The sequence below is a fragment of the Nocardia sp. CNY236 genome (assembly GCF_000482385.1).
In the GTDB taxonomy this organism is placed as follows: Bacteria; Actinomycetota; Actinomycetes; order Mycobacteriales; family Mycobacteriaceae; genus Nocardia.
Window position 1 is genome coordinate 152,607 of the sequence record NZ_KI519395.1, and the last position, 24,738, is coordinate 177,344.

General features: G+C 66.0%; 18 protein-coding genes. 16 read left to right on the forward strand and 2 right to left on the reverse strand.

The genetic code is table 11. From position 1 onward, the window contains the following. Positions 1 to 37: 37 nt before the first annotated feature. Positions 38 to 694, reverse strand: a complete 657-nt coding sequence (locus K940_RS0124925) for a hypothetical protein (protein ID WP_028479702.1) — start codon at positions 692 to 694, stop codon at positions 38 to 40. Between the two features lie 18 nt (positions 695 to 712). Here K940_RS0124925 and K940_RS30295 point away from each other — a divergent pair, with 18 nt between their 5' ends. The 3 genes from K940_RS30295 (at position 713) to K940_RS30300 (ending at position 3,378) form a co-directional block, all read left to right on the forward strand. Next, a complete protein-coding gene (locus tag K940_RS30295) occupies positions 713 to 967 on the forward strand; it encodes a hypothetical protein (RefSeq protein WP_081706644.1) in 255 nt (84 codons plus the stop codon). A 211-nt stretch (positions 968 to 1,178) separates the two neighbouring features. After that, entirely contained in the window at positions 1,179 to 1,439 is a 261-nt protein-coding gene (locus K940_RS0124935) for a hypothetical protein (RefSeq protein WP_028479703.1), read from the forward strand. A gap of 454 nt (positions 1,440 to 1,893) precedes the next feature. Continuing rightward, a complete protein-coding gene (locus K940_RS30300) occupies positions 1,894 to 3,378 on the forward strand; it encodes an MDR family MFS transporter (protein WP_036530302.1) in 1,485 nt (494 codons plus the stop codon). Between the two features lie 92 nt (positions 3,379 to 3,470). On the opposite strand, the gene K940_RS0124945 is transcribed toward K940_RS30300, so the two are convergent. Further along, entirely contained in the window at positions 3,471 to 4,532 is a 1,062-nt protein-coding gene (locus K940_RS0124945) for an NAD(P)-dependent alcohol dehydrogenase (RefSeq protein WP_196812362.1), read from the reverse strand. Between the two features lie 177 nt (positions 4,533 to 4,709). Between K940_RS0124945 and K940_RS30305 the strand changes: the two genes are divergently transcribed. The 13 genes from K940_RS30305 (at position 4,710) to K940_RS31225 (ending at position 24,608) form a co-directional block, all read left to right on the forward strand. Further along, positions 4,710 to 5,411, forward strand: a complete 702-nt coding sequence (locus K940_RS30305) for a TetR/AcrR family transcriptional regulator (RefSeq protein ID WP_051407525.1) — start codon at positions 4,710 to 4,712, stop codon at positions 5,409 to 5,411. 783 nt (positions 5,412 to 6,194) lie between these two features. Further along, the gene (locus K940_RS30310; RefSeq protein ID WP_051407526.1) at positions 6,195 to 6,464 is read left to right on the forward strand and encodes an acyl carrier protein; all 270 of its coding nucleotides are present in this window, start codon (positions 6,195 to 6,197) and stop codon (positions 6,462 to 6,464) included. Further along, the gene (locus K940_RS0124960) at positions 6,461 to 12,421 is read left to right on the forward strand and encodes an aminotransferase class III-fold pyridoxal phosphate-dependent enzyme (protein WP_028479705.1); all 5,961 of its coding nucleotides are present in this window, start codon (positions 6,461 to 6,463) and stop codon (positions 12,419 to 12,421) included. The genes K940_RS30310 and K940_RS0124960 overlap by 4 nt, the downstream gene beginning before the upstream one ends. Next, positions 12,418 to 13,275, forward strand: a complete 858-nt coding sequence (locus tag K940_RS33340; protein ID WP_196812363.1) for a hypothetical protein — start codon at positions 12,418 to 12,420, stop codon at positions 13,273 to 13,275. Before K940_RS0124960 ends, K940_RS33340 begins: the two co-directional genes overlap by 4 nt. Then, positions 13,272 to 13,526 carry an acyl carrier protein gene (locus tag K940_RS33345; protein ID WP_028479707.1) on the forward strand — a complete coding sequence of 85 codons (255 nt, stop codon included), beginning with the start codon at positions 13,272 to 13,274 and terminating at the stop codon, positions 13,524 to 13,526. The genes K940_RS33340 and K940_RS33345 overlap by 4 nt, the downstream gene beginning before the upstream one ends. Beyond that, entirely contained in the window at positions 13,523 to 15,271 is a 1,749-nt protein-coding gene (locus K940_RS30315) for a fatty acyl-AMP ligase (RefSeq protein WP_051407527.1), read from the forward strand. The genes K940_RS33345 and K940_RS30315 overlap by 4 nt, the downstream gene beginning before the upstream one ends. Continuing rightward, positions 15,268 to 16,677 (forward strand): cytochrome P450, encoded by a 1,410-nt coding sequence (locus K940_RS0124980; protein WP_028479708.1) that lies wholly within the window; start codon positions 15,268 to 15,270, stop codon positions 16,675 to 16,677. The genes K940_RS30315 and K940_RS0124980 overlap by 4 nt, the downstream gene beginning before the upstream one ends. Beyond that, entirely contained in the window at positions 16,674 to 19,412 is a 2,739-nt protein-coding gene (locus tag K940_RS0124985) for a PEP/pyruvate-binding domain-containing protein (RefSeq protein ID WP_028479709.1), read from the forward strand. The genes K940_RS0124980 and K940_RS0124985 overlap by 4 nt, the downstream gene beginning before the upstream one ends. Before the next feature lie 2 nt (positions 19,413 to 19,414). Continuing rightward, positions 19,415 to 20,722 carry a pyridoxal phosphate-dependent aminotransferase family protein gene (locus K940_RS30320; protein ID WP_051407528.1) on the forward strand — a complete coding sequence of 436 codons (1,308 nt, stop codon included), beginning with the start codon at positions 19,415 to 19,417 and terminating at the stop codon, positions 20,720 to 20,722. 1 nt (position 20,723) lies between these two features. Beyond that, complete coding sequence (locus K940_RS30325) at positions 20,724 to 22,130, forward strand: nucleotidyltransferase family protein (protein ID WP_036530197.1); 1,407 nt, start codon at positions 20,724 to 20,726, stop codon at positions 22,128 to 22,130. Continuing rightward, positions 22,127 to 22,861, forward strand: coding sequence for an HAD family hydrolase (locus tag K940_RS31220; RefSeq protein WP_028479710.1), 735 nt, complete (start codon positions 22,127 to 22,129; stop codon positions 22,859 to 22,861). The genes K940_RS30325 and K940_RS31220 overlap by 4 nt, the downstream gene beginning before the upstream one ends. Beyond that, positions 22,846 to 23,787 carry a diacylglycerol kinase family protein gene (locus K940_RS30335; RefSeq protein ID WP_036530199.1) on the forward strand — a complete coding sequence of 314 codons (942 nt, stop codon included), beginning with the start codon at positions 22,846 to 22,848 and terminating at the stop codon, positions 23,785 to 23,787. The genes K940_RS31220 and K940_RS30335 overlap by 16 nt, the downstream gene beginning before the upstream one ends. Continuing rightward, a complete protein-coding gene (locus K940_RS31225; RefSeq protein WP_051407529.1) occupies positions 23,784 to 24,608 on the forward strand; it encodes an SDR family NAD(P)-dependent oxidoreductase in 825 nt (274 codons plus the stop codon). Before K940_RS30335 ends, K940_RS31225 begins: the two co-directional genes overlap by 4 nt. The last annotated feature ends 130 nt before the right edge of the window (positions 24,609 to 24,738 follow it).

A 24,738-nucleotide genomic window follows, 5' to 3' on the forward strand; every position in this document is an offset into this window, starting at 1 on the left:
GTGTGCTCGACAGGTCTGGACCTGGGGTCGGTACCGGTCAGGAGTTCGGGTGTTCTGGTGTTCGGATTGCAATCTCACCGCTGAGCTCATAGGTCTCCGACAGTCGCAGCCGGTCTCCGCTCCAGAATCTTCCCGGGTCGTACCATCCGGGCCGGCGACGCCGAGGAAGCAGTTCCATGGCCTGGTATGTCGCGGCAACGACTTCGGCGCAGTAGGCGTTCTCCATCTGCCTGGGCCTGCGGCGCTGCGACGCGCGCCGCGGGAATCGCATGCGACTGCGCAGCCACCGCCCGGCCAGGGCAGCAGTGGAGGGAAAGGGGGTGCCGTCGAGCCGGGCGATGGTACGCAGCGCGCTGTCTTCCATCTCTCGGGTGGCGGGTGGGTCGAGTTGGCGTAGCCAGGCTTGCTGACCGTAGCGATGCGCCCACACCAGAACCGCGTCGCGCAGGTTGTGGAGCTGGGCGCCGCGGTGGGTGGCTCCGGTCCACATGTCGGGCAGGGATCGCCCGAGTTCCGCATGCCAGATCAAGGCAGGTAGATCATCGATCACCACGGACATGCCGACGTGGTTGACCGGGCTGTTGGTCGTCACACGGATCACTCGGTCGGCCGCCGAATGGCCACGGAACAGCCAGATGTCACCGGTTCTGGTGATCTCGACTGCTCGGTCGAGACTGATGGCCGTATCTGTCATGGTCGTAGCCTATGGGGTGTGAGGTGGTGGAAAGCAGTGGGTTTGGCGGGTCTGGCCGGTGTGGTCGCCACCGGGGCGGTGGTGGTGCGTGCCGAGCGTCGTCGACGCGCCTACACCCCAGACGAGGTCCGTGAGCAGCTGCATATGCGATTCGCCCAGGCGACAGCCGCGCTGGAGGCCGCTGACACCGACGCCGAGCCACCGAAGGCTCACGCCGGAATCGCTGGGTGTTTTCGGAGATCCCGGTGCGGCCGATCACAACGCAGAAGATGAAGGCGAACTGGCCCGGACGGACGACCGCTACTGCATGTTTCGTCGGTGACCGCCGTCCTCGTCGGTAGCTCCGCGCTGTCGATTGCGTTACCGGACTGCGTCTATGCCAAAGGGTTGGCAGTGGCGTCGGTCGCGTTCATGGCGTTGCTCGGGTTGATGATCCTGTTGCCGCGGCTCGCTGCCGCAACGCTTGTACTCGCACGGAAGCTCCATGCTGAGCACCATGGAACAGGTGGCCGCGGCATTCGGGGCGGCCCTGGCGGTGACGGTGATGTCTGCTCGGAGAAATGCGCTCATGACCGACGGCGCCGACCGGGTCGGTGCACAACTCGACGGCATGCAGCTGAGTTTCCTCGTCACCGCGGTGCTGGCGCTGATCATGGTCATTGTGGCTGTCCTGCCCAGTCGGACTGTCACCTCGGGCGAGGTCGAGGGGTCGGAGAACAGGAACACCGAAGCGATCGGGGACTGAACGCATTCGACACGGCATAGAAGTCACCTCGACGTGAAGGGCGCTGGATGCGCTCCGCACCGGCGGTCGTTCCGGATTCGGTGCAGTCGATGGCTTCTCCCGTGATACGCGCAACAGTGGGCAATTCGGTGCTGGGACCCTCGAGCTCCGCTGATCTGTGAGACGCTGTGATGTCACCCGAGATGCTCTCGGGTGCTTCGAGAATGGTGACCAGGCTCACTATTCAGCCCTATCAACGTGTGAAGTTGGCTGCTGACCAGCGATTTCTAACGAGGGTGCGAGTGTCGTCAAAAGGAAAACGGGTGGTCGTGTCGGTGCCGACCGGAATACTCACCCGCGCCCGATGAGTTCGAGAGATCGACTCCGTCTCAGCGACTGGCTGTGCCGGGATGCGATCCGTGACTCGGCAACGGGCCACTTTCCCTGTCAACATCCCACGTTCTGGAGGTATTCGATGTCCGCCGAACCATCCGCCCCGAGCTCCAAGGGGCGGACACCGACCGTCGTTCGGGTCCTGGTGCTAGCGACATTCGTGGTGATCTTGAACGAGACCATCATGATCAATGCGATCCCGCGGCTGATGGAGGATCTCGACGTCACCGAGCGGGCCGCACAGTGGGTATCGACGGCGTTCATGTTGACCATGGCGGCGGTCATTCCGACCACCGGCTGGTTTCTACAGCGAGTGACCACCCGACAGGCATATACCGTGGCGATGGCGGTTTTCCTGGCCGGCACCGCGCTGTCGGCCGTGGCGCCGACGTTCGTGGTGCTGCTGCTGGGGCGGATCATCCAAGCCGGTGGTACCGCGGTGATGATGCCCCTGCTGATGACCACGCTGATGACCGTGGTGCCCGAACACGACCGTGGCCGGGTGATGGGCAATGTCACCCTGGCCATTTCGGTGGCGCCCGCGATGGGGCCGGTCGTCTCCGGGGCGGTGCTGCAGGTCGGCTCGTGGCGTTGGCTGTTCGTGCTGGTGCTGCCGATTGCGGGCGTGACCGCGTGGTTGGGCCTGCGTCAGCTGGAGAACATCGGTGAACCGCAAGCCGGCCACATCGACGTCGTGAGTGTGGCGCTGGCCGCGCTCGGGTTCGGTGGACTGGTGTTCGGGCTCAGTCGGTTCGAGTCCGGCAATTTTGCCAAACCGGCGCTGATCGTTGCTGTGGGCTTGGCCCTGATCGCGGTGTTCGTGTTCCGTCAGTTGAGTCTGCAGCGCACGGGTACGCCGTTGCTGAATCTTCAGGTTCTGCGGTCGAGTGCCTACGCCAAAGCGCTGTTTCTGATGTCCGTTGCGTTCATGGCGATGCTCGGGTCGATGATGCTGCTGCCGCTGTACCTGCAGAACCTGCGTGGGCTGAGCCCATTGGAGACCGGTTTACTGGTTATGCCCGGTGGTTTGGCCATGGGACTGTTGGGACCGACTGTGGGGCGCCTGTTCGACCGGTTCGGTGCACGCGTGTTGGTGATTCCGGGAACCATAGGGATCACGGTGTCGCTGGCCGGGTTCACTCAGATCTCGATGTCCATGCCCTATTGGCAGTTGCTCGCGCTGCACATTCTTCTGATGCTGTCGTTGGCTGCAGCCTTCACTCCGGTGTTCACCCTCGGCCTCGGCTCGCTGCCGCCACACTTGTACTCGCACGGTAGCTCGATGCTGAGCACCCTGCAGCAGGTTGCTGCGGCATTCGGCACGGCCCTGGTGATTACGGTGATGTCGGCTCGCAGCAGCTCGATCGCTGCCGACGGTGGCGATATCGTCGGTGCGCAACTCGACGGCTTGCGGCTGGCTTTCCTCGTCACCGCGGCTGTGGCGCTGATCATGGTCGTCATGGCGGTGCTGCTGCCGAACCGGGCTGTTGCCTCGGATGAGGCCGCGGAGTCCGATGTCGCCTCGGGTAAGTCCGAGAACGAGAATGCGGAGCTGGTCGGAGGCTGAACGGCATACCACATCGTGACGCCCTTGGTGTTGTCGAACACCAAGGGCGTCGCCGTGTTTCTGGTCGACTGCCGGGGTCGAGAGGCGGGGACTCAGAGTTCGACAATGATCTTGCCGCGGGCGTGCCCCGTGGCCAGGTGGTCCATTGCGACACGAATGTCGGTGACCGGGTAGACGGTGTCGATGACCGTGCGCAGGTGATGTGACGCCACCAGTTCGGCCAACAGTGTCAAGTCCGCGTGCCGCATGCTGGCCATGAACGGCCGGCCCCGCTGGGGGGTGACACCGAAGTAGAGCAGCGTCTGGAGCATGCGGGCGACCGGCCCGAGGATGATGTTGCTCTTCGAACCGCTGACCAGAACATAGCTACCGGTTGGCGTGAGAATTCCTCGGCATGCGGCGAGTGCGCGATTGCCGTGGTTGTCGAGCACGACGTCGTAGCGTCTCTGGGTTTCGGTGAAGTCGGTGGTGGTGTAGTCGACGACGTGGTCGGCGCCCAGCGATCCGACCAGCTCCATATTCCGGGAACTGCAGACAGCGGTCACTTCGGCGCCGAGCCACTTCGCGAGTTGGACCGCAGCGGTGCCGACCCCGCCCGAGGCGCCATTGACCAGCACCGATTGCCCCGGCTGCAGCTCGCCCTTGTCGCGCAGTCCTTGGAGGGCAGTCACGCCGGTGATGCTCAGGCCTGCGGCCTCGGCGAAGCCGATCGTTGTCGGCTTGGCGACCAGGTGCTCGACCGGTGCAACCACGTACTCGGCGTACGCCTGTGACGCCGAGCCGAAGACTTCGTCACCGGGCCGAAACGGGGAGGCTTCGTCGCCGACCGTCACGACCCGACCGGCGAAGTCCGATCCGATGATCGGCACCGTGGGCTTGCGGATTCCCGCCTGCGGGCGAGTCAGCCACGGTGTGCCGGTCATCGCATGCCAGTCCAGGGGATTGAGCGCGGCCGACTCGACTGCGACGAGTACGTGGCCGGGCGCGGGTGCCGGGACCGGCACGTCGGTGATCTCCAGGACGTCGCTGTTGCCATACCGATGCCGCGCCACGGCCTTCATGGTCGTGGGTGCCGCTGTGGTGTGCTCCGCGTCTGTCACGTCCTGGGCAGGACGTGCGTTCTGTCGGGCCTCGGGGGTGCCGGATGGGCTCATGGTGACCTCGCTCGGAATAGGTGCAGACGACGCCGGTATGGGGTTCTGTGGCGATCGGCAACGGTGGGCGTTTTGTCGGTTTTTAGTACGCTGTACGGATCAGCCCGTACGACGTACGATAAGCTCATCCGGTACTGTCGTCAACCCCTCCATCGACCTGCGTCACCACGAACTCGTATGCCACCTCGCCCGTCTGTTCCCAAGCGCACCCTCATTCGGTCGCGCGTACTCGCAGAAGCGGTCGCTCTGGCCGACGAACTCGGTGTCGATGCGCTCTCCATGCGCAAGCTGGCCGACCGCATGGGTGTCGGCACGATGTCGCTGTACACCCACGTTGCCAACAAGGACGACCTCGTCGAGGGGATCGTCGACATGGTGGTGCAGGAGATCGATGTGCCGGCCGCAACCGAGGATTGGCGTCGGGCGATCGGTGACAGCGCCGCGTCAGCGCATCGCGTGCTGCTCGCTCACCCCTGGGTGGCCGGCGAGTGGACCAAACGGATGCCCGGTCCGGCCCGGTTGCGGTTCATGGAGGCGATTCTGGCGACGCTGACCCGGGCCGGGCTCGACGAGAGCCTGGTCTACCGCGGCTATCACGCGATCACGATGCACATCGTGGGGTTCACCATCCAGGAACTCGGCTATCGGTCGGCTGGCGGCGATGCCGGCCTCGACGACCTGGCGACCGGCTTCCTCGATTCGCTTGCCGCCGCGGACCTGCCCCACTTGGCCACGCATGTCCGCGCCCACCTCGGCGTGCAGGACTACGGTGACGAATTCGGTTTCGTGCTCGGTCTGCTGCTCGATGGGCTACAACGGGCGCATGGCCCCGAACGTGACTCGTCCGACACCAGGCCGCACGGTTTCGGGCATCGATGACGCCTGCGAGGGTTCACTCCCGGTGGTGACCCGTCTGTTCGGCCTGTGATCCGGCCCGAGGTGTACTCGACCCCAATTGTGGACAGTCACAGCAAATTCGCATACCACCGGTAAATGATGAAAGTCATCACATACATTGGGAGGTCCCGGAGGTTAGCTGAGGTTCGTTTCATCGGCCGGCCTTCGTGTGCTGGGTAGAAATTCTGGTCCGTGACTTCGTGTTCGTAATCGGAACGCGCGAGGAGTGATTCAAATAATAAATACCGATAGGTTGGTTTTAATCTTCATCTTTCCGTTCGGTGAATCGGGTGTGAACAGCGGAGTTCCCACGCTCTGATCTGTCGGCGCGCCCTCTGTGGCCGGCGCCACATCCCCTCACTATGTCTCTCGCGTCGAAATGTCTGAGACAGCGTATGTCCGAGCCACGAGTTTGTGGCATTCCGATTTGTCTTGGGAGACATATCAGCAAAATTAGCTCAAAGATTGCTATGAGGTGAAAACTGTTATCTGCCACGAGCTTTCGGATTGCAGCCTGCATAGTGCGGGTGTACAGATGGGGTGGCGTGTAGTGGTGTCCTAGGCACCTGACATGTGTGGCGAGACGGCCCAATTCGAACGGTCTCGTGCGTGGCTATTCGGAGGGCAAGTGATCGCGGACTCGGCGGGTGTAGAACCCCGTGCTGAACTGTGGAAACACGGCTCTGAGCGGCCGGTGGGGCGTCGATCGGCAGATAAATCGTGCGCGGAGGCGAAGGCCCGCCGCGCGATAGAGGGAGACGCTGAATGAAGGAATCCGACGCCGTAGGTGAACGCATTCGGGCGATGTTCGCGCAGGGCCTGCAGGTGGCCGACATCGACCTGGATACCCCGTTGCTGGACTATGGCCTGGACTCTGTGCGATCGGTGGAATTGGTGATCGAACTCGAACGGGAGTTCGGCATCACGATCTCGGACGAGGAGGCTTCGACGCTGCACACTGCCCGGGATGTGATCGCTAGTGTGACAGCCAAGATGGCACACGACCAGCGCGCCGGAGCCGGAGCACGGGCGTGACCGAGTACACCGAGGCGCTGGCGCGGCACCCGGTCGTCGGTTCCGGTTCGTTCGCCGACTTCGCCGAGTTCAACCGACCCGGTCTGGCCCGACTGCTGCAGGCCTGTGCCCTGGACGTGGTGTATACCGCCGCTGACGGTGACCACCTGGTTCGTGCCGATGGCACTCGCGTGCTGGACCTCGTCGGCGGTTTCGGCGCCGCGTTGTTCGGGCACAACCACCCAGCCCTGGTGCGGGCGGCCACGGCACTGTTGAACCAGCAGGTTCCGTTCGTGGCCCAGGGCAGTGTTCGTCCCGGCGTGGCGCGACTGGCCAGGCGACTGTCCGAGTCGGTCGGTGCGAGTACCGGACAGGACTATGTCGTCACGTTCGGTTCCACCGGAGCCGACGCTGTCGAAGCGGCGATCAGGCACGCCACGGTGGCGCACAATCGGGCGTTGTCGACGCTGGAATCCGAGACCCGACGCACACTGCGGCGATTGCGTCGCGACCGCGTACACAACGTCCGGCCATCCGCGCCAGCCGATGACGTCGAAACACGCACGGCTGCAGCGGTACTCACCGATACGCTCGAGCAGATCGCACGGCTGCGCGAACGTGGACCCGTCTTCGTGTCGTTGTCGGGCGCCTTCCATGGCAAGAGTGCTGGAGCCTTCGCACTCACCGAACAAGCCGACACCCCCTCCGACCTGATCGTGCCCGGACCCGAGCGGCGCCGAATCACGACATGGGCGCCCGACGAGGTGGCGAACGCCTTCGCCGACCAGCTGTGCACAGTGGGCGCCATCGGTTTCGATGCCACCGGCGCGCCGGTCCGTACCCGGCGCCACCTGTCGCCGGTCGCGGCGGTGTTCGCCGAACCGATCCAGGGTGAAGGGGGAGTCCAGGAACTGCCCGACGACACCCTGCGGGCTTTGCGTGAATTCGCCGACCGCCATGGGGCGGCACTGGTCTTCGATGAGATCCAGTGCGGTATGGGACGGACCGGCACCTTCTTGGCCTCGACACCGTCGGGGGTGCGCGCGGACTACTACTTGCTGTCCAAGTCGCTGGGCGGCGGATTGACCAAGATCGCCGCATTGCTGGTGGATCGCCGGTACTCCATTGCCGACTTCGGGCGGTACCACACCTCCACCTTCGCCGACGACGAACTGTCGGCCGCGGTCGCGGACGCTGCTCTGGATCTGGCGCACGACAACCAGACCCGGATCCGCGACACCGGGAAGCGCTTGCGGTCGGCATTGGACGCGGTGGCCCAGCGCTGGCCCAAACAGATCATCGACGTGCGTGGTCGCGGTCTGCTGCACGGAGTGGAACTGCGGCCGCCGGAGCCGGAATCCTCCCTATTGCGGGAGATCTGCGCTGCGGACATGTTCGGCTACGTGGTGGCCGGATACCTGTTGCACCGGCATGCGATCCGAGTACTCCCGACTTTGTCGGCGCCGACCACGCTGCGTGTGCAGCCCTCGGCGTTCGTCACCGATGCGGACATCGACCGGCTGATAGCGGCTTTGGACGATGTGGCGGCGCTATTGCAGCGTGGCCGATTCGACCTGCTACTGGCACACTTGGCCACGCCGGGCGCTACCGCGACTCGGGCGGTGGATCGTGCCCCGCTGCCCTGGCGTGACGACCTGCCGCCGGCCCGCCCCCGAAACGCTCCCACCAGAGTGGCTTTTCTGGCGAATCTGCCCGAGACCTCGGATCTGCGCCGGTTCGCCCCCGAGCTGACGGTATGGACCGACTCGCAATTCGCCGCACTGCTGGAACGGCTGCGCGCAGTAGCCGATCCCTTCGAATTGACCCGACAGATCGTGTCGTCACCGACCGGCGCCGAGGTCGAGATCCTGCTGATCGCGGTGCCGCTGACGGCCGAGCAGATCGTCGCGCACCAGCGCGCCGGCGAACGTACGCATGTACGGGACCTGGTGTTGCACGCGATCGAGCAGGCGGTGGCAGCCGGCGCCGAGGTCATCGGGTTGGGCGGCTATACCTCGATCGTCACCGACGCCGCACGCGAGGTGGCCGAAGACACCATCACAGTGACCTCGGGCAATTCACTCACCGCGGCCTGCGCTCTGGATGTGCTGCGCGCCGAACTGGCCACGCTCGCACCGCACCAGCGGCGGGTCGGCATCCTCGGCGCATTGGGCAATATCGGTGCCGTCATGGCCGATTTGCTGGCTCCCCTGGCCGATACGCTGGTTCTGGTGGGCCGGCCCGGCGCCGGAAAGCGGCTGCGTCGAGTAGCCGACGTTCTCCCGGTCGAGGTCGTGGTGAGCGAGGATCTCACCGCCCTGCGTGATTGCCGAGTCATCCTCACCGCGACCAATTCGGCCACGCCGTTGATCGGCGCCCACCATCTCGCGGTCGACCATCCGGTGTTGATCTGCGATTTGGCCGTCCCCGGCGACGTGGACCCCGCAGTGGCGCAGCTTTCGCACATCACCCTGGTCGGTGGTGGCCGAATGGCCCTGCCGTTGGGTCAAACCCCTCCCTTCCGCGAAACCGGCCTGCCTGCCGGGATCGTCTACGCGTGCATGGCCGAAACGCTGTTGCTCGGCTTCGAGCCGCGCACTGCGAGCCCCTCGTACGGCGCGCTCACCGCGGCCGGCGTGCGTGCAGCGCGTGATCTGGCCGCTCGCCACGATGTCCGCCCGGTTCTGCTGCCGACAGGAGCCACCACCGTGATCACCCCCGTATCCGCATCCGGACCCACCCCGATGTTCCTCGGTGCGCCCGACTTCACCCGGGCCCACGCCGGCGCGAAAGCCGCAACCCTGCACGACCTTCTGACCGACGGGTTCGATGTTCCACCTGGCTTCGTGATTCCCGCCGATATGGACGTGGCAGAAGTCACCGACGACGAGCTGGCCGGCTGGGTACGGGCTCTGGGCGGATTTCCGGTGGCAGCCCGCTCCAGCGGCGTGCTCGAGGATCTCGACGACGCCAGCTTCGCGGGACAGTACGAGTCCTACCTCGATATCGCCGACGCGGCCACGCTGCGCAAGTACATCGAGCAATGCCGTGCGTCGGTGCACAACGAGCGGGTGCGGACCTACCTGTCCCGGCACGGGTTGGCCGAGGCCCAGGCCACGGTAGCCGTTCTGGTGCAGCGCATGGTCGATGCCCGGTGCGCCGGAGTGGGTTTCAGTATCGACGTGCTGACCGGCATCGAGGACCACGCGGTGATCGAGACCTGTCACGGCGTGGGCGAACGCCTGGTATCCGGGCAGGTCACGCCGACGCGCTACACGGTGCGGTTGTCCGACGGCGCGGTGATGGAGCGCGACGCCGGTGCGGAGGACGTCCAGCTGGGGGACTCCGACACCACCGCGCTGGCTGCACTGTTGCTCGAGGTGCAGGCGAAGCGGCATCGGCCCCAAGACATCGAATGGGCCATCGACCGCGACGGCGCCCTGTGGTTGTTGCAGTCGCGTGCGGTCACAGCGATCACCTGGCGCACCGATATCGACCAGTTCTCCGACGCGGACCTGCGCGACGGCGGCGTGTCGGCGCGAGTCTGCACGCCGATGATGTACTCGCTGTACGACAACGCTTTCCAGTATTCGATGCAGCGGTTCTTCGAAGGTCTCGGCCTCACCGACGCGAGCCGAGAACCCGACTGGATGGCCATGTACTACGGCCGCGCGTACTGGAATGTCAGTGCGGTGAAGGACTGCTTCCAGCATATTCCCGGCTTCGACGAGCAGCATTTCGACGACGATCTCGGCGTGCTCAACGACTACGGTCCACAGGGGCCGGCACGCACCCCGAATTCACCGCGAACCATCGCCCGCGCCCTGCCGATCGTCGTGGCGGTGCAGCGCAGCTATCGTGAACAGCTCGCCACGGTGGAGGCATTCGCCGCGAGCTGGCCGGCGAAGTACGACACCTGGCGGGAACGGGTTCGCGCGCTGCCGCGGACCGACGAGGCGACATTCGCCGCCGACCTCGCCGATTGTCTGCTCACCGTGCACGCCGAGACCGAACGCACCTACTTCACGACGATCTACCACAACTCCAGCGTGCAAACCGATTTCAAGCAGCTGCTGGACAAAGTGGACGCCGCGACCGGCGCGAGTAGTTCGGCCATCGACCTCATGGGTGGACTCGCCGAAATCAGCCATATGTCGTTGCAGCGCGGAATCGTCGAACTACACCGCGTGGCCCGCGAATCGGGTCTGGACAGCCCCGCGTGGGACAGCGCACTCGCGGCCTTCATCGACGAGCAGGGCTTCCATGCCGACGCCGAACTCGATCTGACCTGCCCACGCTGGTCGGAGGACCCTCAGCGGGTGCGATCGATGATCGAGGTGATGCTCGACAACGGCACCGTGCCTGCAGATCCTGCGCTCACTTTGGTGGAACAGCGCAAGCGGTACGAGGACGAACTGGCCGCGGTACGTGCTCGGGTCCGGGCCCGACCGGCCACCCGGCTGCGGTATGCCAGGTCGCTGGACAAGCAGATCGAGCGGATGCGGCGCTACCTGGTCGCTCGTGAGCGGATGCGCGAGTTCTCCTCGCAGTATTACGCTGTCGTGCGCGCCTACGTGGTGGAAGCCGGAACACGCTTGGCGGCGACGGGTGCACTGGAGCACGCCGACGACGTGTTCCAACTGACCATCCACGAGCTCAGCGATCTGGTCGGGGGAAAGGTCACCGCAGCCGATCTCGGATCCACGATCGCCTACCGCCGCGCGATGTACGCGGGATATCGCGATCTGACCCCACCGCACGAGCTCGGCGGCGGGGTGACCGTCGCAGCGCCCACCGCCGAGGGTGGAGATCTGTCGGGCCTGGGATGCAGTCCTGGCGTGGCCGAAGGCACCGCCCGTGTGATCACCTCCCTGGCGAACATCGACGAGTTGCGTGAGGGCGACATCCTCGTCACACGATTCACCGATCCAGGGTGGACGCCAGCGCTGGGCTTGGTGGCCGGTGTGGTCACCGAGGTCGGCGGCATGCTCTCGCACGCCGCGGTCATCGGGCGCGAATACGGCATTCCCGCGGTCTTGAACGCGGCGGGCGCGACGACCGCGGTCCGCTCGGGACAACGTATTCGGGTCGATGGCAGCTCGGGCGTGATTCGAATCGTGGACTCCGGCGGCTCGGAGTCCGAAGAGGTCGCCGAACCCGCTGTGAGTGAACCCGTCTCGACCGAGCCGGTCGCCGTATCCGGGCGGGATTCGGTCATTCGGGTCGAGCCACGGGCGGAGAGTGCATCCGCCGCGCCCGCCCCGGAACCCGCGCCGGCCCCGGCGAAACGGGGACCCGCACCGACCATGCCGGATTCTGCCGCATTGCGCAGCTTGGGAAAGGACACGACACTGACCGCACGAAAACGTCTCATCTGCCTCGCCGGCGGTGATGGTTCTGGCAAGACCACACAGGTGGCCAGGATCGCCGCCGAATTCGAGGCGCAGGGACACAGCGTTGCCGCGGTAACGATTTGGGATGCCTTCCTCGATCCGAAGGTTTCATCGAAGATTCCCTGGGACAGCCCCGCCGATATCTACGGCTATTTGCAGCTGCTCACCCCACTCAGCCGCGCACACTTCCTGTTCCACGCCATGCAGTTGTCGTTGGACCTTGCTGCGTCCCGCGGTGCGGACATCATTCTGGCCAACGCCTACTGGTACAAGTACTACGCCACCGAGGTCGCCCACGGCGGCGATCCGGCACTGCTACGCAGCCTGACCGCCGGCTTCCCGGAGCCCGACCGCACCTTCTACCTGGCGGTGCGGCCACAGGATGCGCTGGGCCGCAAACAGTTGCGCAGCGACTACGAAAGCGGCTACGGCGACGAGGAGTCGTTCCTGGCTTTCCAGCAACGTAGCCACGAAGCGCTCGATGCGTTGTCCGACGAGTTGGGTTGGATCCGTCTCGACGGCACCGCCGCGCCCGCCGAGGTCACCCGCGCCGTGCTCGACCAGCTACGCGAGGACGACCGATGAGCGCCCCACATACTCGTCGGGTGGCGCTGGTCGGTATCGACGGCGCCGGGAAGTCATCGGTGCTGGCCGGGCTGCGCGCCCTGGGCGATCCCGCTGGTATCGGCGCCTTCGCGTCGATGACCTGCCCCGACTTCCACGACACACGCGACGTCCCGCTCGCCGATCTGTCTCGGCAGCTGCGAGCGTTCAGTGTCGGCTGCGATCAGATCGATGACGTGGCGATGAAAGCCACCGCGATGTATATGCAGATGACGCTGTTCGGGCCGGTGGAACAGCATTTCCTGCGCACCTGGTCGCCGAATGTGCTGGTGTGCGAGCGGCATCCACTGATCGAATTGTTGGTCTACGGTCCGCTGTACGTGGCGCTGGCGGGCACCGATGGCGCCTACCGTGAGCGGGAGGGTGAGATCGCCGCGGTGCTCGAGCAGCACCGCCCGGGCACCTTCGCCGACATCGTTGCCTGGCACCATGCCCAGGCCGCGCGGCTGGGCAGCTCACCGGACATCTGGCAGCTCCTGCCGGAAGTCGCCGATCTGGTGGGTCGGGAGGTCTCCGAGGCGGTGGCCGGTTTCGCCGACCGGTTCCGCACGACCTTGCCCGACACGGTGCTGTGGCTGGATGCGCCACCGCAGGAGGCCGCGGCCCGATGCACGCAGCGGTCGACCAATGGACCGGTCGAGGCGCACGAGACCGCGGAGCGGCTCACCGCTCTGCGCGCAGGTTACGAGCGGGTGCGCGAGACTCTCGCCACGGCATTCCCCGACGTGGGCTTCCACCGGATTGCGAGTGGCGACGGAGTGGATGTCGAGCAATCGGTGCGCGCCTGTGTCACGGAAGGGAAGTTGTTGGGATGAGTGCGCGCAGCGATGTCGACACCGCCGATCTGGAGTCGCGAGTTCGCACGATCATCGGTGAAGTGCTGTGGGTGTCGCCGGCCGATCTGGATCGGGCGACGCCACTGGTCGATTACGGACTCGACTCGCCGACTGCTATCGAACTGACCATTCAGTTGGAAAACGCCTTCACGGTGAGTATCCCGGAGGATGTCGCCGTGCGGCTGACCACCGTCGCCACGATCGTGCAGTACATCGAGGACCAGAAATGACCGAATCATCCCAGACGCTACGCCCCAGGAACGCGAGCGTCGTGCATGCGCTGCTGGCGAATGCAGAGCGAGGAGCGCAGGCGCCGTCCACCGTCGTCATGGCCGAGCGCACGGCGTTGGACCTGGGTGAGGGCGTCACGTGGCGGCACGACGATCTCGTGGCCACAGCGCGTCGGGTGGCGGCCGGGTTGGCCGCCCACGGAGTGCGCCGGGGAGACCGGGTGTTGTTGTGTCTGCCCACGTCGTCGGACTTCGTGACCGCGTTCTGCGGCGCGCAACTGCTCGGTGCGGTGCCCACGACATTGGCCACTCCCGGCGGATTCGGCACCGCGGAGATCTTCGTGGACCGCTTCACCCGATTGCTCACCTATCTGGAGCCGGTCGCCGTGGTGGCCACCGCATCGGTGTTGTCCACCGTATCCCTGCCGGCATCGGTGGCCCCGATCGACACCGCGGAGTTGCATGCCGCGGCCAACGCCCCGGATGCCCGGTCGATCACACCGCACCTGCCGGCGCCGGACGACCTCGCGTTCATCCAAGCCACCTCCGGCTCCACCGGTGTGCCGAAGGGTGTACAGATCACGCACGGGAACCTGGCGGCCAATTGCGAACAGATCGCTCGCGCCGCCACACTCGGCGCCGGTGACACCTGGGTCGGCTGGCTGCCGTTGCACCACGACATGGGTCTGATCGGTGGCTTCCTCACACCGCTGTTCTGTGGCTTCGACGCGGTGATGATCTCGCCCACCCGGTTCCTGCGCTACCCGTCCGAATGGCTGCGCGCGGTCGATCGCTATCGCGGAACCGTGACCGCCGCACCCAACTTCGCCTTCGGCTATGCGGCCGCACGGATCACCGACAGCGAACTCGACGGAGTGGACTTGTCCAGTTGGCGGTTCCTGTTCTGCGGCGCAGAACCGATCTACCCGCCCACGGTTCAGAAGTTCGTCGACCGGTTCCATGCCTGGGGACTACCAGCCGATGCACTGGTGCCCTGCTATGGCTTGGCCGAGGCATCGCTCGCGGTGACGGTGTCGCGGCCGCAGGCGCCGATTGCCTACGATTCGGTCTCCCGCCGCACGCTCGCCGAAGACGGTGTGGTCGTGGACGTTCCTCCGCAGGACGGCGACGCGCTCGAGATCGTCGACTGTGGTGCACCGGTCGACGGCACCGATGTCCGCATCGTGGCCGAGGACGGCACACTCTGCGGCCCGGATCGGGTGGGCCGGGTGCAATTCCGCGGACCGTCGATCACCTCGGGGTATTTCCGATTGCCCGAGGTGACCGCGGCGGCACGCGTGGACGGATGGTGGGACAGCGGCGATATCGGCTATCTGCGCGACGGGCGGTTGCGGATCACCGGGCGGCACAAGGATCTGATCATCATCCGCGGCGCGAACTATTTGCCCACCGACTTCGAGATTGCCGCAGAACAGGTACCCGGCGTTCGACCAGGAGGTGTCGTCGCGCTGGGACGGGCCGACACCGATGGACTGTCGGAAGAACTGCACCTGCTGGTCGAGTCCGCCGCCGATCCCGCCGAGCACCGAGAGATGGCTCGCACCGTGCGTGCTGCGGTGAGTAAACGCACCGGTGTGTTGGCTGCGGGAGTGCGCATCCTGGCGCCGCGCAGTATTCCCAAGACGACGAGCGGAAAGGTGCAGCGTTCGGCGGCACAACGCCTCCTGGACGACGATCCGGAGCTGTTGGTCGGCGCCGAGCCCGGAGAAAGGATCGCGCGATGAATCTGCTGGCCCGAGCCGGCGAACGCCGCTTGCACGGACCTGCTCGGCGAAATCCGATGGGTTTCTATCACGAGTACAAGTCCGACCCACTCACGTTGTTCTACGAGAACGCGCTGGTCTATGGCAGCGTCCGGCTGCGGATGGCACACGAACACGTGCACCTGCTGGTCGAACCGGAGCACATCGAGCAGGTGCTCGTCACACACGCCGATCGCTACGAGAAGGGGGTCAGCTACCGCAGCTTGACCCATCTGCTCGGTTCGGGTTTGCTGACCAGCGGCGGCGAGTTGTGGAAGCGGCAGCGTGCCTTGATCAAGCCGGCCTTCTCTCGTCGTCACGTGGACACCCAGGTTTCGGTCATGGTCGAATGCGGGCAGCGGATGCGTACCCGACTGGATGCGCGCGCCGCCGCCGGTGAGACCTTCGATCTGGTGCCCGAGATGATGGGCTTCGCCGCCGATGTGGTGTGCCGTGCGGCCATGGGCGCCGACATCGACGGGGTCCTTCCGCAGATCGAGGACGATGTGCACGACGGGGTGGCGTGGGTGATGCGGCATCTCGTGGCGCCGGTCCAACTACCCCCGGAGGCGCCCACACCGGGCAATCGGCGGTTCCTCGCTGCGCGGCAGCGGCTGCATCAGGTGGTGGACCAGCTGATCGACCGGCACCGGCAGGCCGAGGGAGATGCTCGCTCGCTGATGGCTCGCTTGCTCACCGCGCGCGACGATTCCGGACACGCGATGGACGATGCACAGCTGCGCGACGAGGTACTGACCTTCTTGCTCGCCGGTCACGAGACCACTGGCGGCGCGTTGTCGTGGACGATATACGAGCTGTGCCGCAACCCGGCGGTGCTGGAGCGGGTACGCGCCGAGATCGATGCATTGCCGGTCGCGCCGGACGATCCGGATGCCGTGCGCGCCGCGCTACCCCAGTTGGCATACACCGGTCGGGTGATCGACGAGGCGATGCGCCTACATCCCCCAGCGTGGGCGTTCAGCCGCACCGCGCTCGAGGCGGATCACTTCGACGGATTCGATGTGCAGCCGGGCGCGATCGTGGCGATCAGTCCGTTCGTCAATCACCGGTTGCCCCGATTCTGGGATTCGCCGCTGACCTTCGACCCCGATCGGTTCACCAAAGAGCGCAACCGCGCACGTAAACCGTTCCGGTACTTCCCCTTCGGTTGGGGATCACACCTGTGCGTAGGGCAGCACATGGCCCTGACCGAGGTCCGGGTTGGTCTGGCGATGTTGTTGTCGCGCTACGACATCGAGCTGGCCAATGGAATGCGCGCCCGCGAGCGGCCCGAGGTGTCGAATCCCCCAGACCTGGTCAAGGTTCGCTTGACCCGGCGCGAGCCGGTTGCGCGGAAGGCGCCGGACCTGCAGGAAGTTGCACCGTGACCAGTACCAGTACGGCTGCGATGCTTCGCGCCGAAACCCTCGCAACCGACGCGGCAGCGGCGGCGCGCGCCGGCGCGAAAGCCGCCAATCTCGCCCGACTGCACGCCGCGGGACGCCGGGTACCGGCGTTCGCGGTGCTGAGCACCGACGCTTGCGCGCGCATGCTGGCTCCGGCGACCGACACGGTCGCCGAGTTGGTGGCCGGCCTCGACCCGGACGACGCGGCAGCACTGCGTGATACGTCCGGTCGGATCTATGCGCACATCGCGGCGCTGCCGTTGCCGGACGATATCGCAGCCGATCTCGATTCGGTGGTTGCCGAACTGTCCACGGCGGGAGCACAGTCGCCGGACGCGGTGCGTTTTGCGGTGCGGTCATCGGTGCTCGGTGAAGACTCGGCGACCGATTCCTTCGCCGGGCAACTCGACACCGTGCTCAACGTCTCCGCGGCCGACGTTCCTGCTGCGATCGGCACCGTGCTCGCTTCGGCGTGGTCGGAGCGTGCATTGTTCTACCGGTCACGCCGTGGGCTGCAGGACGCACCGGTCGAATGTGCCGTGGTCGTCCAGGTGATGCTCGACAGCGCGGTCTCCGGGGTGGTGTTCAGCTGCAATCCGCAAACCGGTGACCCGGCCGAAGCCGTGATCGCCGCAGCCTTCGGGCTCGGCGAAGGCGTGGTCGCCGGAACGGTGGACTGCGACACCTATTTCGTCGACCGGGCCACCGGAACCATCACCTCCCGCGTCGTGGTCGACAAGCACACTCGGGTGGCGGCTTCCGGCGAGGCGGGCACTGCGGTCGAAGAGTTGGACGAGTCGGTCAGCGGCGCTGCGTTGTCCGACGCGCAGGTCCGTGAACTGGCACAGGTGGCCGGTGAACTCGCCGAGCATTTCGACGCACCCCAGGATGTCGAGTTCGCCTACACCGCCGATGGCCGGCTGCATCTGCTGCAGGCCAGACCGGTCACCGCCACCGGAGCCCGGGAGACCGTCTTCGACAACGTCAATGTCGCCGAATCCTATCCGGGACTGTCGAGTCCGCTCACCTTCTCGATCCTGCGCGCCGCCTACGAGCAGGTCTTTCGGGCATGCCACCGCAATTTCGGCGCCACCGGGCGGATCGTGGATCGCAATGCCACCGATCTGTACCCCTACCTGGTCGGGACGGCGCGCGGCCGGATCTACTACAACATCAGCAACTGGTATCGCCTCTTCCTCGAGATTCCGGGCATGGAATTCGCCATCGAGGGATGGGAAGCCGCGCTCAACATCGAGAACCGGTACAAGCGGCCGGACACGCCCCTGCGCGGGCTGGCCCGGATGCGCGCGATCGTCTTGCGGGTGCGGGTCGTCACGATCATCGTGTTCGGCTGGTTGCGTCTGCCGGGGCGGCTCCGTGGCTTCTTCACCGAATTGGCCGCGACCACGCAAGATCTCGACCGTCGGCTGCACCCGGACACAGCGGAGCGCGAACGTGACGCCCAGGCGCTGTTGGCCTGGACCGAACGGGTATTCAACGACCTCGTGCCCGCGTACTCGGTGCAGATCTTCAACGACTTCATCGCCCAGCAGATGTTCCACGTGGTCGGTCTACAGTTGAGTCGGGCGGGATTGACCGAAGACGCTGCGCTGACTCTGCGCAACGAGTTGTTCTGTGGTGAAGACGGGGTCGACAGTGTGGATCCGGTGCGCTCGGCGCTCGCCCTCACTGCGCGGGTGCGCGGCGATGCGGCACTGCGCGACCTGTTCGAAGGCCCGGCGACCGCGCGTGAGGTGTGGACGGCCCTGGCCGATGCTCGGTTCGCCGGCTTCCGTGCTGCCTGCCTGCGCCACATCGCGGAGTTCGGCGACCGCACCGTGGACGAACTCAAATTGGAAACCGATCCGCTGGGTGAGCACCCCGAGCGGCTGGTGCCGATGCTGCGCAACTATCTGCGTGGCGGACAGAACGCCGACGACATGATCGCGCGGGAACAGGCCATTCGGCGTGCAGCGGAGCGTACGGCGGCGAAGCTGTTCGCGGGCAAACCGCTGCAGCGGTTGGGTTTCCGGCTCGTGCTGCGACTCGCCCGTGAACACGTGAAGCAGCGTGAGAACATGCGCTTGGGTCGCAGCCGCTCCTTCGGCCTGGTCAAGCGGGTGTTCCGGGAGTACGGCAATCAGATGCACGCGGTCGGGCTGCTCGATGATCCCCGCGACATCTTCTGGCTCACCTACGAAGAGATCGCCGCGCTCACCCGTGGTACCGCGGTGGATACCGACTCCCGCCGTACGGTCGCCCTGCGCAAGGCCGACTACGATCACTGGCGCGGGCAGCGGTTGCCCTCGCGAATCGTCACCGCCGGGATCGCAGCCGCGGGTATCGCCGATCCAGGGCTGGAGGAACCGGCACGCGACGCCGTCGCCGAGGGGCGAGTATTGCGGGGAATCGGCTGCGCTCCTGGTCGTGTCGAGGCGCCCGCCTTGGTGGTGCACACCCCGGATCCGGATGTGGTGATCGACGGGCAAGTATTGGTGGCCTCCACCACCGATCCGGGATGGGTGTTCCTCATGGTGGCCGCGGGCGGGTTGGTGAGTGAGAAGGGCAGCCTGCTGTCCCACACCGCGATCATCGGGCGTGAACTCGGCATCCCCACGATAGTCGGCGTCTCGGACGCCACCCGCCTGATCGCCAGCGGTGACCACCTGGTCCTGGACGGCCAGGCCGGGACCGTGACGCTCGGACAGGAGAAGTGACCATGACCGCTCCCGATCTCGCTCATGACCAGAACGCCCATGGCGAGAACTTCAGCCTGGAGCATTATCTCGACCCCGCCGCACACACCTTCGAACAGCGGTTCGTGGACTTCCGGCCCTACACCGAGCACGCTCGTGGCAGCGGGTTCGTGCTGCGTGAGGTGGCCGGTCCCTCCGGCGCGGTGGTGCCGGTGCGGGATCCGGGCAGCGGTGAGATCCGTGACCTGATCATGCTCGGGTCCAACAATTACCTGGGCCTGGGCAACGAACCCGAGATCACCGAAGCCGCTGTCGCGGCCATTCGCGAATACGGCACCGGGCACGGCGGCCCGCCACTGCTCAATGGCACCACCACACTGCATCGGCAGCTCGAGCAGCGACTTGCCGAGGCGAAGGGCTGTGAGTCGGCCCTGCTGTTCTCCTCTGGTTACGCCGCGAACGTCGGCTGGGTGACCGGCCTGCTGCGCAAGGGCGATGTGCTGATCTACGACGAACAGAGCCATGCGAGTCTCTACGACGGCATACAGCTGGGTCGGGTGCGCTCGATGGCCTTCGCTCACAATGACCTACGCCACCTGCGCCACCGGTTGATGCAGGTTCGCTGGCGTAATCCGGGTGCGAACGTCGTGGTCGCGGTCGAGGGCGTGTACTCGATGGACGGCGATATCGCACCGTTGCCGGAGATTCGCGCATTGTGCGACGCATTCGGCGCCTGGCTGGCGGTGGACGATGCGCACGGCACCGGGGTGCTCGGAGAACACGGGCACGGCACCGCTGAGCATTTCGGTCTCGGCCCCGGGTCGGTGGAGGTGTTCATGGGTACGTTCTCGAAGTCTTTCGCGGGCACGGGCGGCTTCGTGGCGGGCTCCAAGGACATGGTCGACACCCTGCGTTTCTTCGCCCGCTCCTACATGTTCTCCGCTGCGCTCACTCCTCCGGTGGTGGCCGCGGTGCTGGCGGGGCTGGACTTCATCACCGAGCATCCCGAGCGAGTGCGCGCACTGCACGACAACGTCGGGTATTTCGTGCGTGGCCTGCGCGCCATGGGTTTTGCGGTGGATCCGCAGACCGCGATCATCCCGATCCTGGTGCCCGAGCGGCTGGCGGTGGCGGAAGTGGTCAACGCCTTGCACCGCGAAGGAGTGTTCGTCAACGGCGTCGAATTCCCGGCGGTGCCGCGCGATCAGCAGCGGCTGCGGGTCAGTGTGATGGCCACGCTCGCCCAGGAGCAACTCGACCGGGCACTGGAGGCGATCGGCACTGTCGCCCGGCGCTTCGGCTTCCATCCCGAACAAGAAGGAATCGTCTGACATGACCGATACCGTGATCGCCGCGGGCGGGACGGATGCCGAACGACTACTGGTGCATTGCGCGCTGGCGGCGCCGAGCGACCAGGAACGTGACACGGTCGCCGACCTGGCGCGCCGGGTCACCGATTGGGCCGGCTTTTTCGAGCTGGCGCAGCTGAACGCCACTGTGCCGCTGGTACGGCGCGCGCTGCGGGACGCCGAGGTGTACGCCCTCGTTCCCACGGCGGTGCAGGAACGGTTCGACGCGGTTGCCGAGCGCATTGCCACCGCCAACGACCGCCGCTTGGACGGGGCCGTGCCGTTGGTGCAGCGTTTCGACGACCGGGGCGTGCGCTGTGTGGTGCTCAAGGGCCAACTGTTCTCGCTCGAGATCTACAACGATCCGCACTACAAGCGGATGAACGATCTGGACATCTTGGTCGAGCCGGATCAGGTGGACACCGTCATCGAGATCTATCGGGAACGGGGGTTGTTCGCGACATCGGAGCTGTTGGGCAAGGCGCCCAAGGTGCGGGTGGAACGGTCACACCACCTGCCGTCGTTCGTCTCGCGTGATGGGGCGCTCGTCGTGGGCACCCACTGGGGATTGATCACGCCGCTGACGCCCTACACGATCGACTACGCCGCGATCTGGAAGCGCGTTCGGCGCATCGACTTCCACGGTGCACCGGCCTGGGCGATGGCGCACGAGGACAATCTGCACCACCTGGGCATCCATCTGCCCTACTACAAGACCGGGGTCCGCGAGCTCGCCGACCTGTGGAACCTGGCCCGGCATGCGGGCGAGGATCTCGACTACGAGCTGCTCGCCATGGAGATATCGGCCGCCGGCACCGAGCGGCTGATGTATCACGCGCTCGCACTGGCGCACCGCCTGGTGCCCAACCCGCACTTCCAGGCATTGCTGGACCGAATCGAACCCCGTGTGGATGGGTTCACCCGCAACGACACTGCACGCAAGACCGCCGACGTGTACACGCTGCTGCGCAGTCGTTCGACCCACACCTCCCGCATCGAGAAGGCCTACACCGAGTTCAATATGACCGCCGACCCGCGGGAGAAGCTCCAGCGTTTCGGCCGACTCTGGTCGGGGCTCCTGCTGGTTCCCGGCACCGAAGCAGCTCGAATGAGCTCGCTTCGCGAGCCGGGTGTGTGGGATTCCCTGGGCGCGCGCGCGATCGCCCCTTACCGACTGACTCGGGTGTTCCAGCGTGACCTGGGCAAGTGGCTGTTTCCGGCTGCGCTCGCCAAGACTTTCTACGATCTCGGTGGCGCCTACGCTCGACAGGTGCGGTCGCGTACTGGACTCGGTGGCGCGCGCCCCGCGCCGCTGAGCATCGACGACTACGCGGCACAGCTGGGGCTCACCAAGGCGGATCTGCAAGCGGTACTGGACAGCCAGGAATGAGCGCACGACCCACCGTGCTGTGGGATCTGGACGGCACCTTGATCGGGCTGCGCAAGCGCACCTTCACCACCCTGATGCCCGGTGCGGCAGCGTGGGTGTTTCGTGATCTCGTCCCGCCGCACCGCTTCCTGCCGGTATTGCGTCGTACCCTGCGCGATGTACGCGCCAACGACACCGAGCACACCAATACCGAACTGATGTTGCGGCTACTCGGCGAGCGTACCGGCATCGGCCACACAGTGGCCGCTTCCCGCTTGACCCGGTTGGCGGAGGTCGAATTCGTCCGGCTGCGAGCGTGTTTCCCTGCACGACCGGCGGCGGCGGCCACCGTGCGGGATTTGACGGCGGCGGGTGCGCGCCAAGTGGTGGCCACCAACCCGCTGTGGCCGTTGAGCACCGTGGAGGCTCGGATTCGGTGGGGCGGCCACGATCGCGCCGCATTCTCCTATGTCACCTGTGGTGAGAACATGCATCGGTCCAAGCCGCGGTTGGACTTCTATCGCGAACTGCTCGACCGGCTCGGTGTGTCGACTCGGGAGTGCGTGATGATCGGCAACGACCCCGGAAACGACGGTCCCGCCACTGAGCTGGGGATTCCGGTCTTTCTGCTCGGCGCCCGTCCCGCTGATGTGCCACCGGCGATGGTCCGTACCGGTTTGGTCACCACGGGAGATCATCGGGCGCTGCGCCGATGGCTCGATATCGAGGAGGATTCGTGCTCGTCGTCTTGAACCCGCAGTCCAATGCGGGCACCGCGCTCCGGCGCTGGCAGCCGGTGGAATCGGCGCTGCGTGAGCGGTATCAGGATCTGACCGTCGAACTGCCGTCGGACGCGGAGCAGGCCACCAAGGTGGTGCAGGCCGCGATCACCCGGCAGAAGCCGCCGCCGGTGCTGGTGGCCGCAGGTGGCGACGGCATGGTGAATCTGGTGCTGAACGCCCTCATGGACCCCGCCACCGACCGGCCGCGTACTGCCGGTGCGGTGCTGGGTGCGGTGGGATTGGGCAGCTCCAACGATTTCCACAAGCCGGTGCCTGCGCACGCTCGCATCGGCACGGTCCCCGTACGGTTGGATGCCGATCATGCCGAACTGGTCGACGTGGGTAAGGCCACCATGTCGACGACCGACGGCACGCGCGTCGTGCGTTACTTCCTGCTGAACGCCAGCATGGGGTTGGTTGCCGCGGGCAACCATTCGTTCAACCAGGCCACCGGTTTGGTCGCGTGGCTGAAGTCCCGCAGTGTCGAAGCCGCCATCATCGCGACCACACTGGCCACCATCGCCGCGCACCGACCACTACCCATCGTGGTGCGGGGCAGTGACTGGGAGCATCGAGCGCCGATCACGAATATCGGTGTGCTCAAGAGCGTGCACTTCGCCGGCGGCATGTACTACGACACCGCGGTGACTCGCGCCGATGGCCGGTTCGATGTGAACATCTGGGCCAGGGCCGGCAGATTGCGCACGGTCGGTTTGATCGCCGGGCTGTATGCTGGCCGGTTTCGCCGCTCCCGCCTGGCCGTGTGCCACCGCGACACCACAGTGGAGCTACGCCCGGATCGGCCTACCCCGCTGGAACTGGATGGAGAGATCACGATGGTGGAATCCGCGCAGCTGGAGGTCCTTCCGCGAGTGCTGAAGGTGTGTGCCGCATGACCGTCGTACTCGTCACCGGGGCGGCCAACGGTATGGGCGCGGCCACCATGGAACACCTCATCGCGCTGGGCTACACCGTCGAAGGGTGTGACCGCACACCCAAACCCGGGGTCGCCCAAGTGGATGTGTGCGACACCGACGCGGTCGATCGGTGGGTGCGCGCGGCGCATTCGCGGCACGGCCGCATCGACGCCGTGGTCACCTTCGCTGCCTATGGCGTGGCCGGATCGGTCGAGGAGACCACTCCGGAAGAGGCCGCCGCATTGCTCGATGCCAATGTTCTGGGCACGCACCGAGCGCTGCGCGCAACGATGCCGATCTTCCGCGACCAGGGCGCGGGTCGGGCGATCGTGGTCAGTTCGGGCGCAGGGTCGATTGCCGAGCCCTACGGCGGATGGTACTCGGCCACGAAGGCAGCTGTGGAGCGAATCGGCGAGGCTGCACGGATGGAGGCGGCTGGGTTCGGAGTACACGTGTCGGTGCTGGTTCCCGGCTGGACCGTCACTCCGATCGTCGACAGCGCCCGCTATGCGACCGCCCCGATCGCCGCTTACGACCGCGACCGCGCGGCCGTGATGGACCTGGTTCGTGGATATCTGGCAGCGGGCCAGTCCGCAATGACCGTCGCCGAGAAGGTTGCTGTGATCCTTGCGGCCGACCGGCCACGGCAGGCCTACATGTGTGGCAACGATGTGCGGTTGTCGTTCTGGACGCGCCGCCTGGTGCCGGCGTGGGTCTATGAGCGACTGGTCCTGCGCTACTACGGTTTTCCGCGACCCCGGAAGGCCCGCCGGTCCCGGGAGTCTCAGCGGTCCGGGTAGGTCCCTCGCTGCCGATAGCCGATTGCCGGACCGAGCGATTCGAGTTGGGTTCTGTCGAGGAGGCCGGCCAGCTCGACCGAACCGTTTTCGGAACTCGGCTGTCCCCCCCCCCCACCGCGGCCACCTGGTC

Bases quoted from the DNA above. Each gene is read 5' to 3' on its own strand.
- K940_RS0124925 (WP_028479702.1), bottom strand. From the start codon at position 694: ATGACAGATACGGCCATCAGTCTCGACCGAGCAGTCGAGATCACCAGA.
- K940_RS0124935 (WP_028479703.1), top strand. From the start codon at position 1,179: ATGCTGAGCACCATGGAACAGGTGGCCGCGGCATTCGGGGCGGCCCTG.
- K940_RS30300 (WP_036530302.1), top strand. From the start codon at position 1,894: ATGTCCGCCGAACCATCCGCCCCGAGCTCCAAGGGGCGGACACCGACC.
- K940_RS0124945 (WP_196812362.1), bottom strand. From the start codon at position 4,532: ATGAGCCCATCCGGCACCCCCGAGGCCCGACAGAACGCACGTCCTGCC.
- K940_RS30305 (WP_051407525.1), top strand. From the start codon at position 4,710: ATGCCACCTCGCCCGTCTGTTCCCAAGCGCACCCTCATTCGGTCGCGC.
- K940_RS30310 (WP_051407526.1), top strand. From the start codon at position 6,195: ATGAAGGAATCCGACGCCGTAGGTGAACGCATTCGGGCGATGTTCGCG.
- K940_RS33340 (WP_196812363.1), top strand. From the start codon at position 12,418: ATGAGCGCCCCACATACTCGTCGGGTGGCGCTGGTCGGTATCGACGGC.
- K940_RS33345 (WP_028479707.1), top strand. From the start codon at position 13,272: ATGAGTGCGCGCAGCGATGTCGACACCGCCGATCTGGAGTCGCGAGTT.
- K940_RS30315 (WP_051407527.1), top strand. From the start codon at position 13,523: ATGACCGAATCATCCCAGACGCTACGCCCCAGGAACGCGAGCGTCGTG.
- K940_RS0124980 (WP_028479708.1), top strand. From the start codon at position 15,268: ATGAATCTGCTGGCCCGAGCCGGCGAACGCCGCTTGCACGGACCTGCT.
- K940_RS30320 (WP_051407528.1), top strand. From the start codon at position 19,415: ATGACCGCTCCCGATCTCGCTCATGACCAGAACGCCCATGGCGAGAAC.
- K940_RS30325 (WP_036530197.1), top strand. From the start codon at position 20,724: ATGACCGATACCGTGATCGCCGCGGGCGGGACGGATGCCGAACGACTA.
- K940_RS31220 (WP_028479710.1), top strand. From the start codon at position 22,127: ATGAGCGCACGACCCACCGTGCTGTGGGATCTGGACGGCACCTTGATC.
- K940_RS31225 (WP_051407529.1), top strand. From the start codon at position 23,784: ATGACCGTCGTACTCGTCACCGGGGCGGCCAACGGTATGGGCGCGGCC.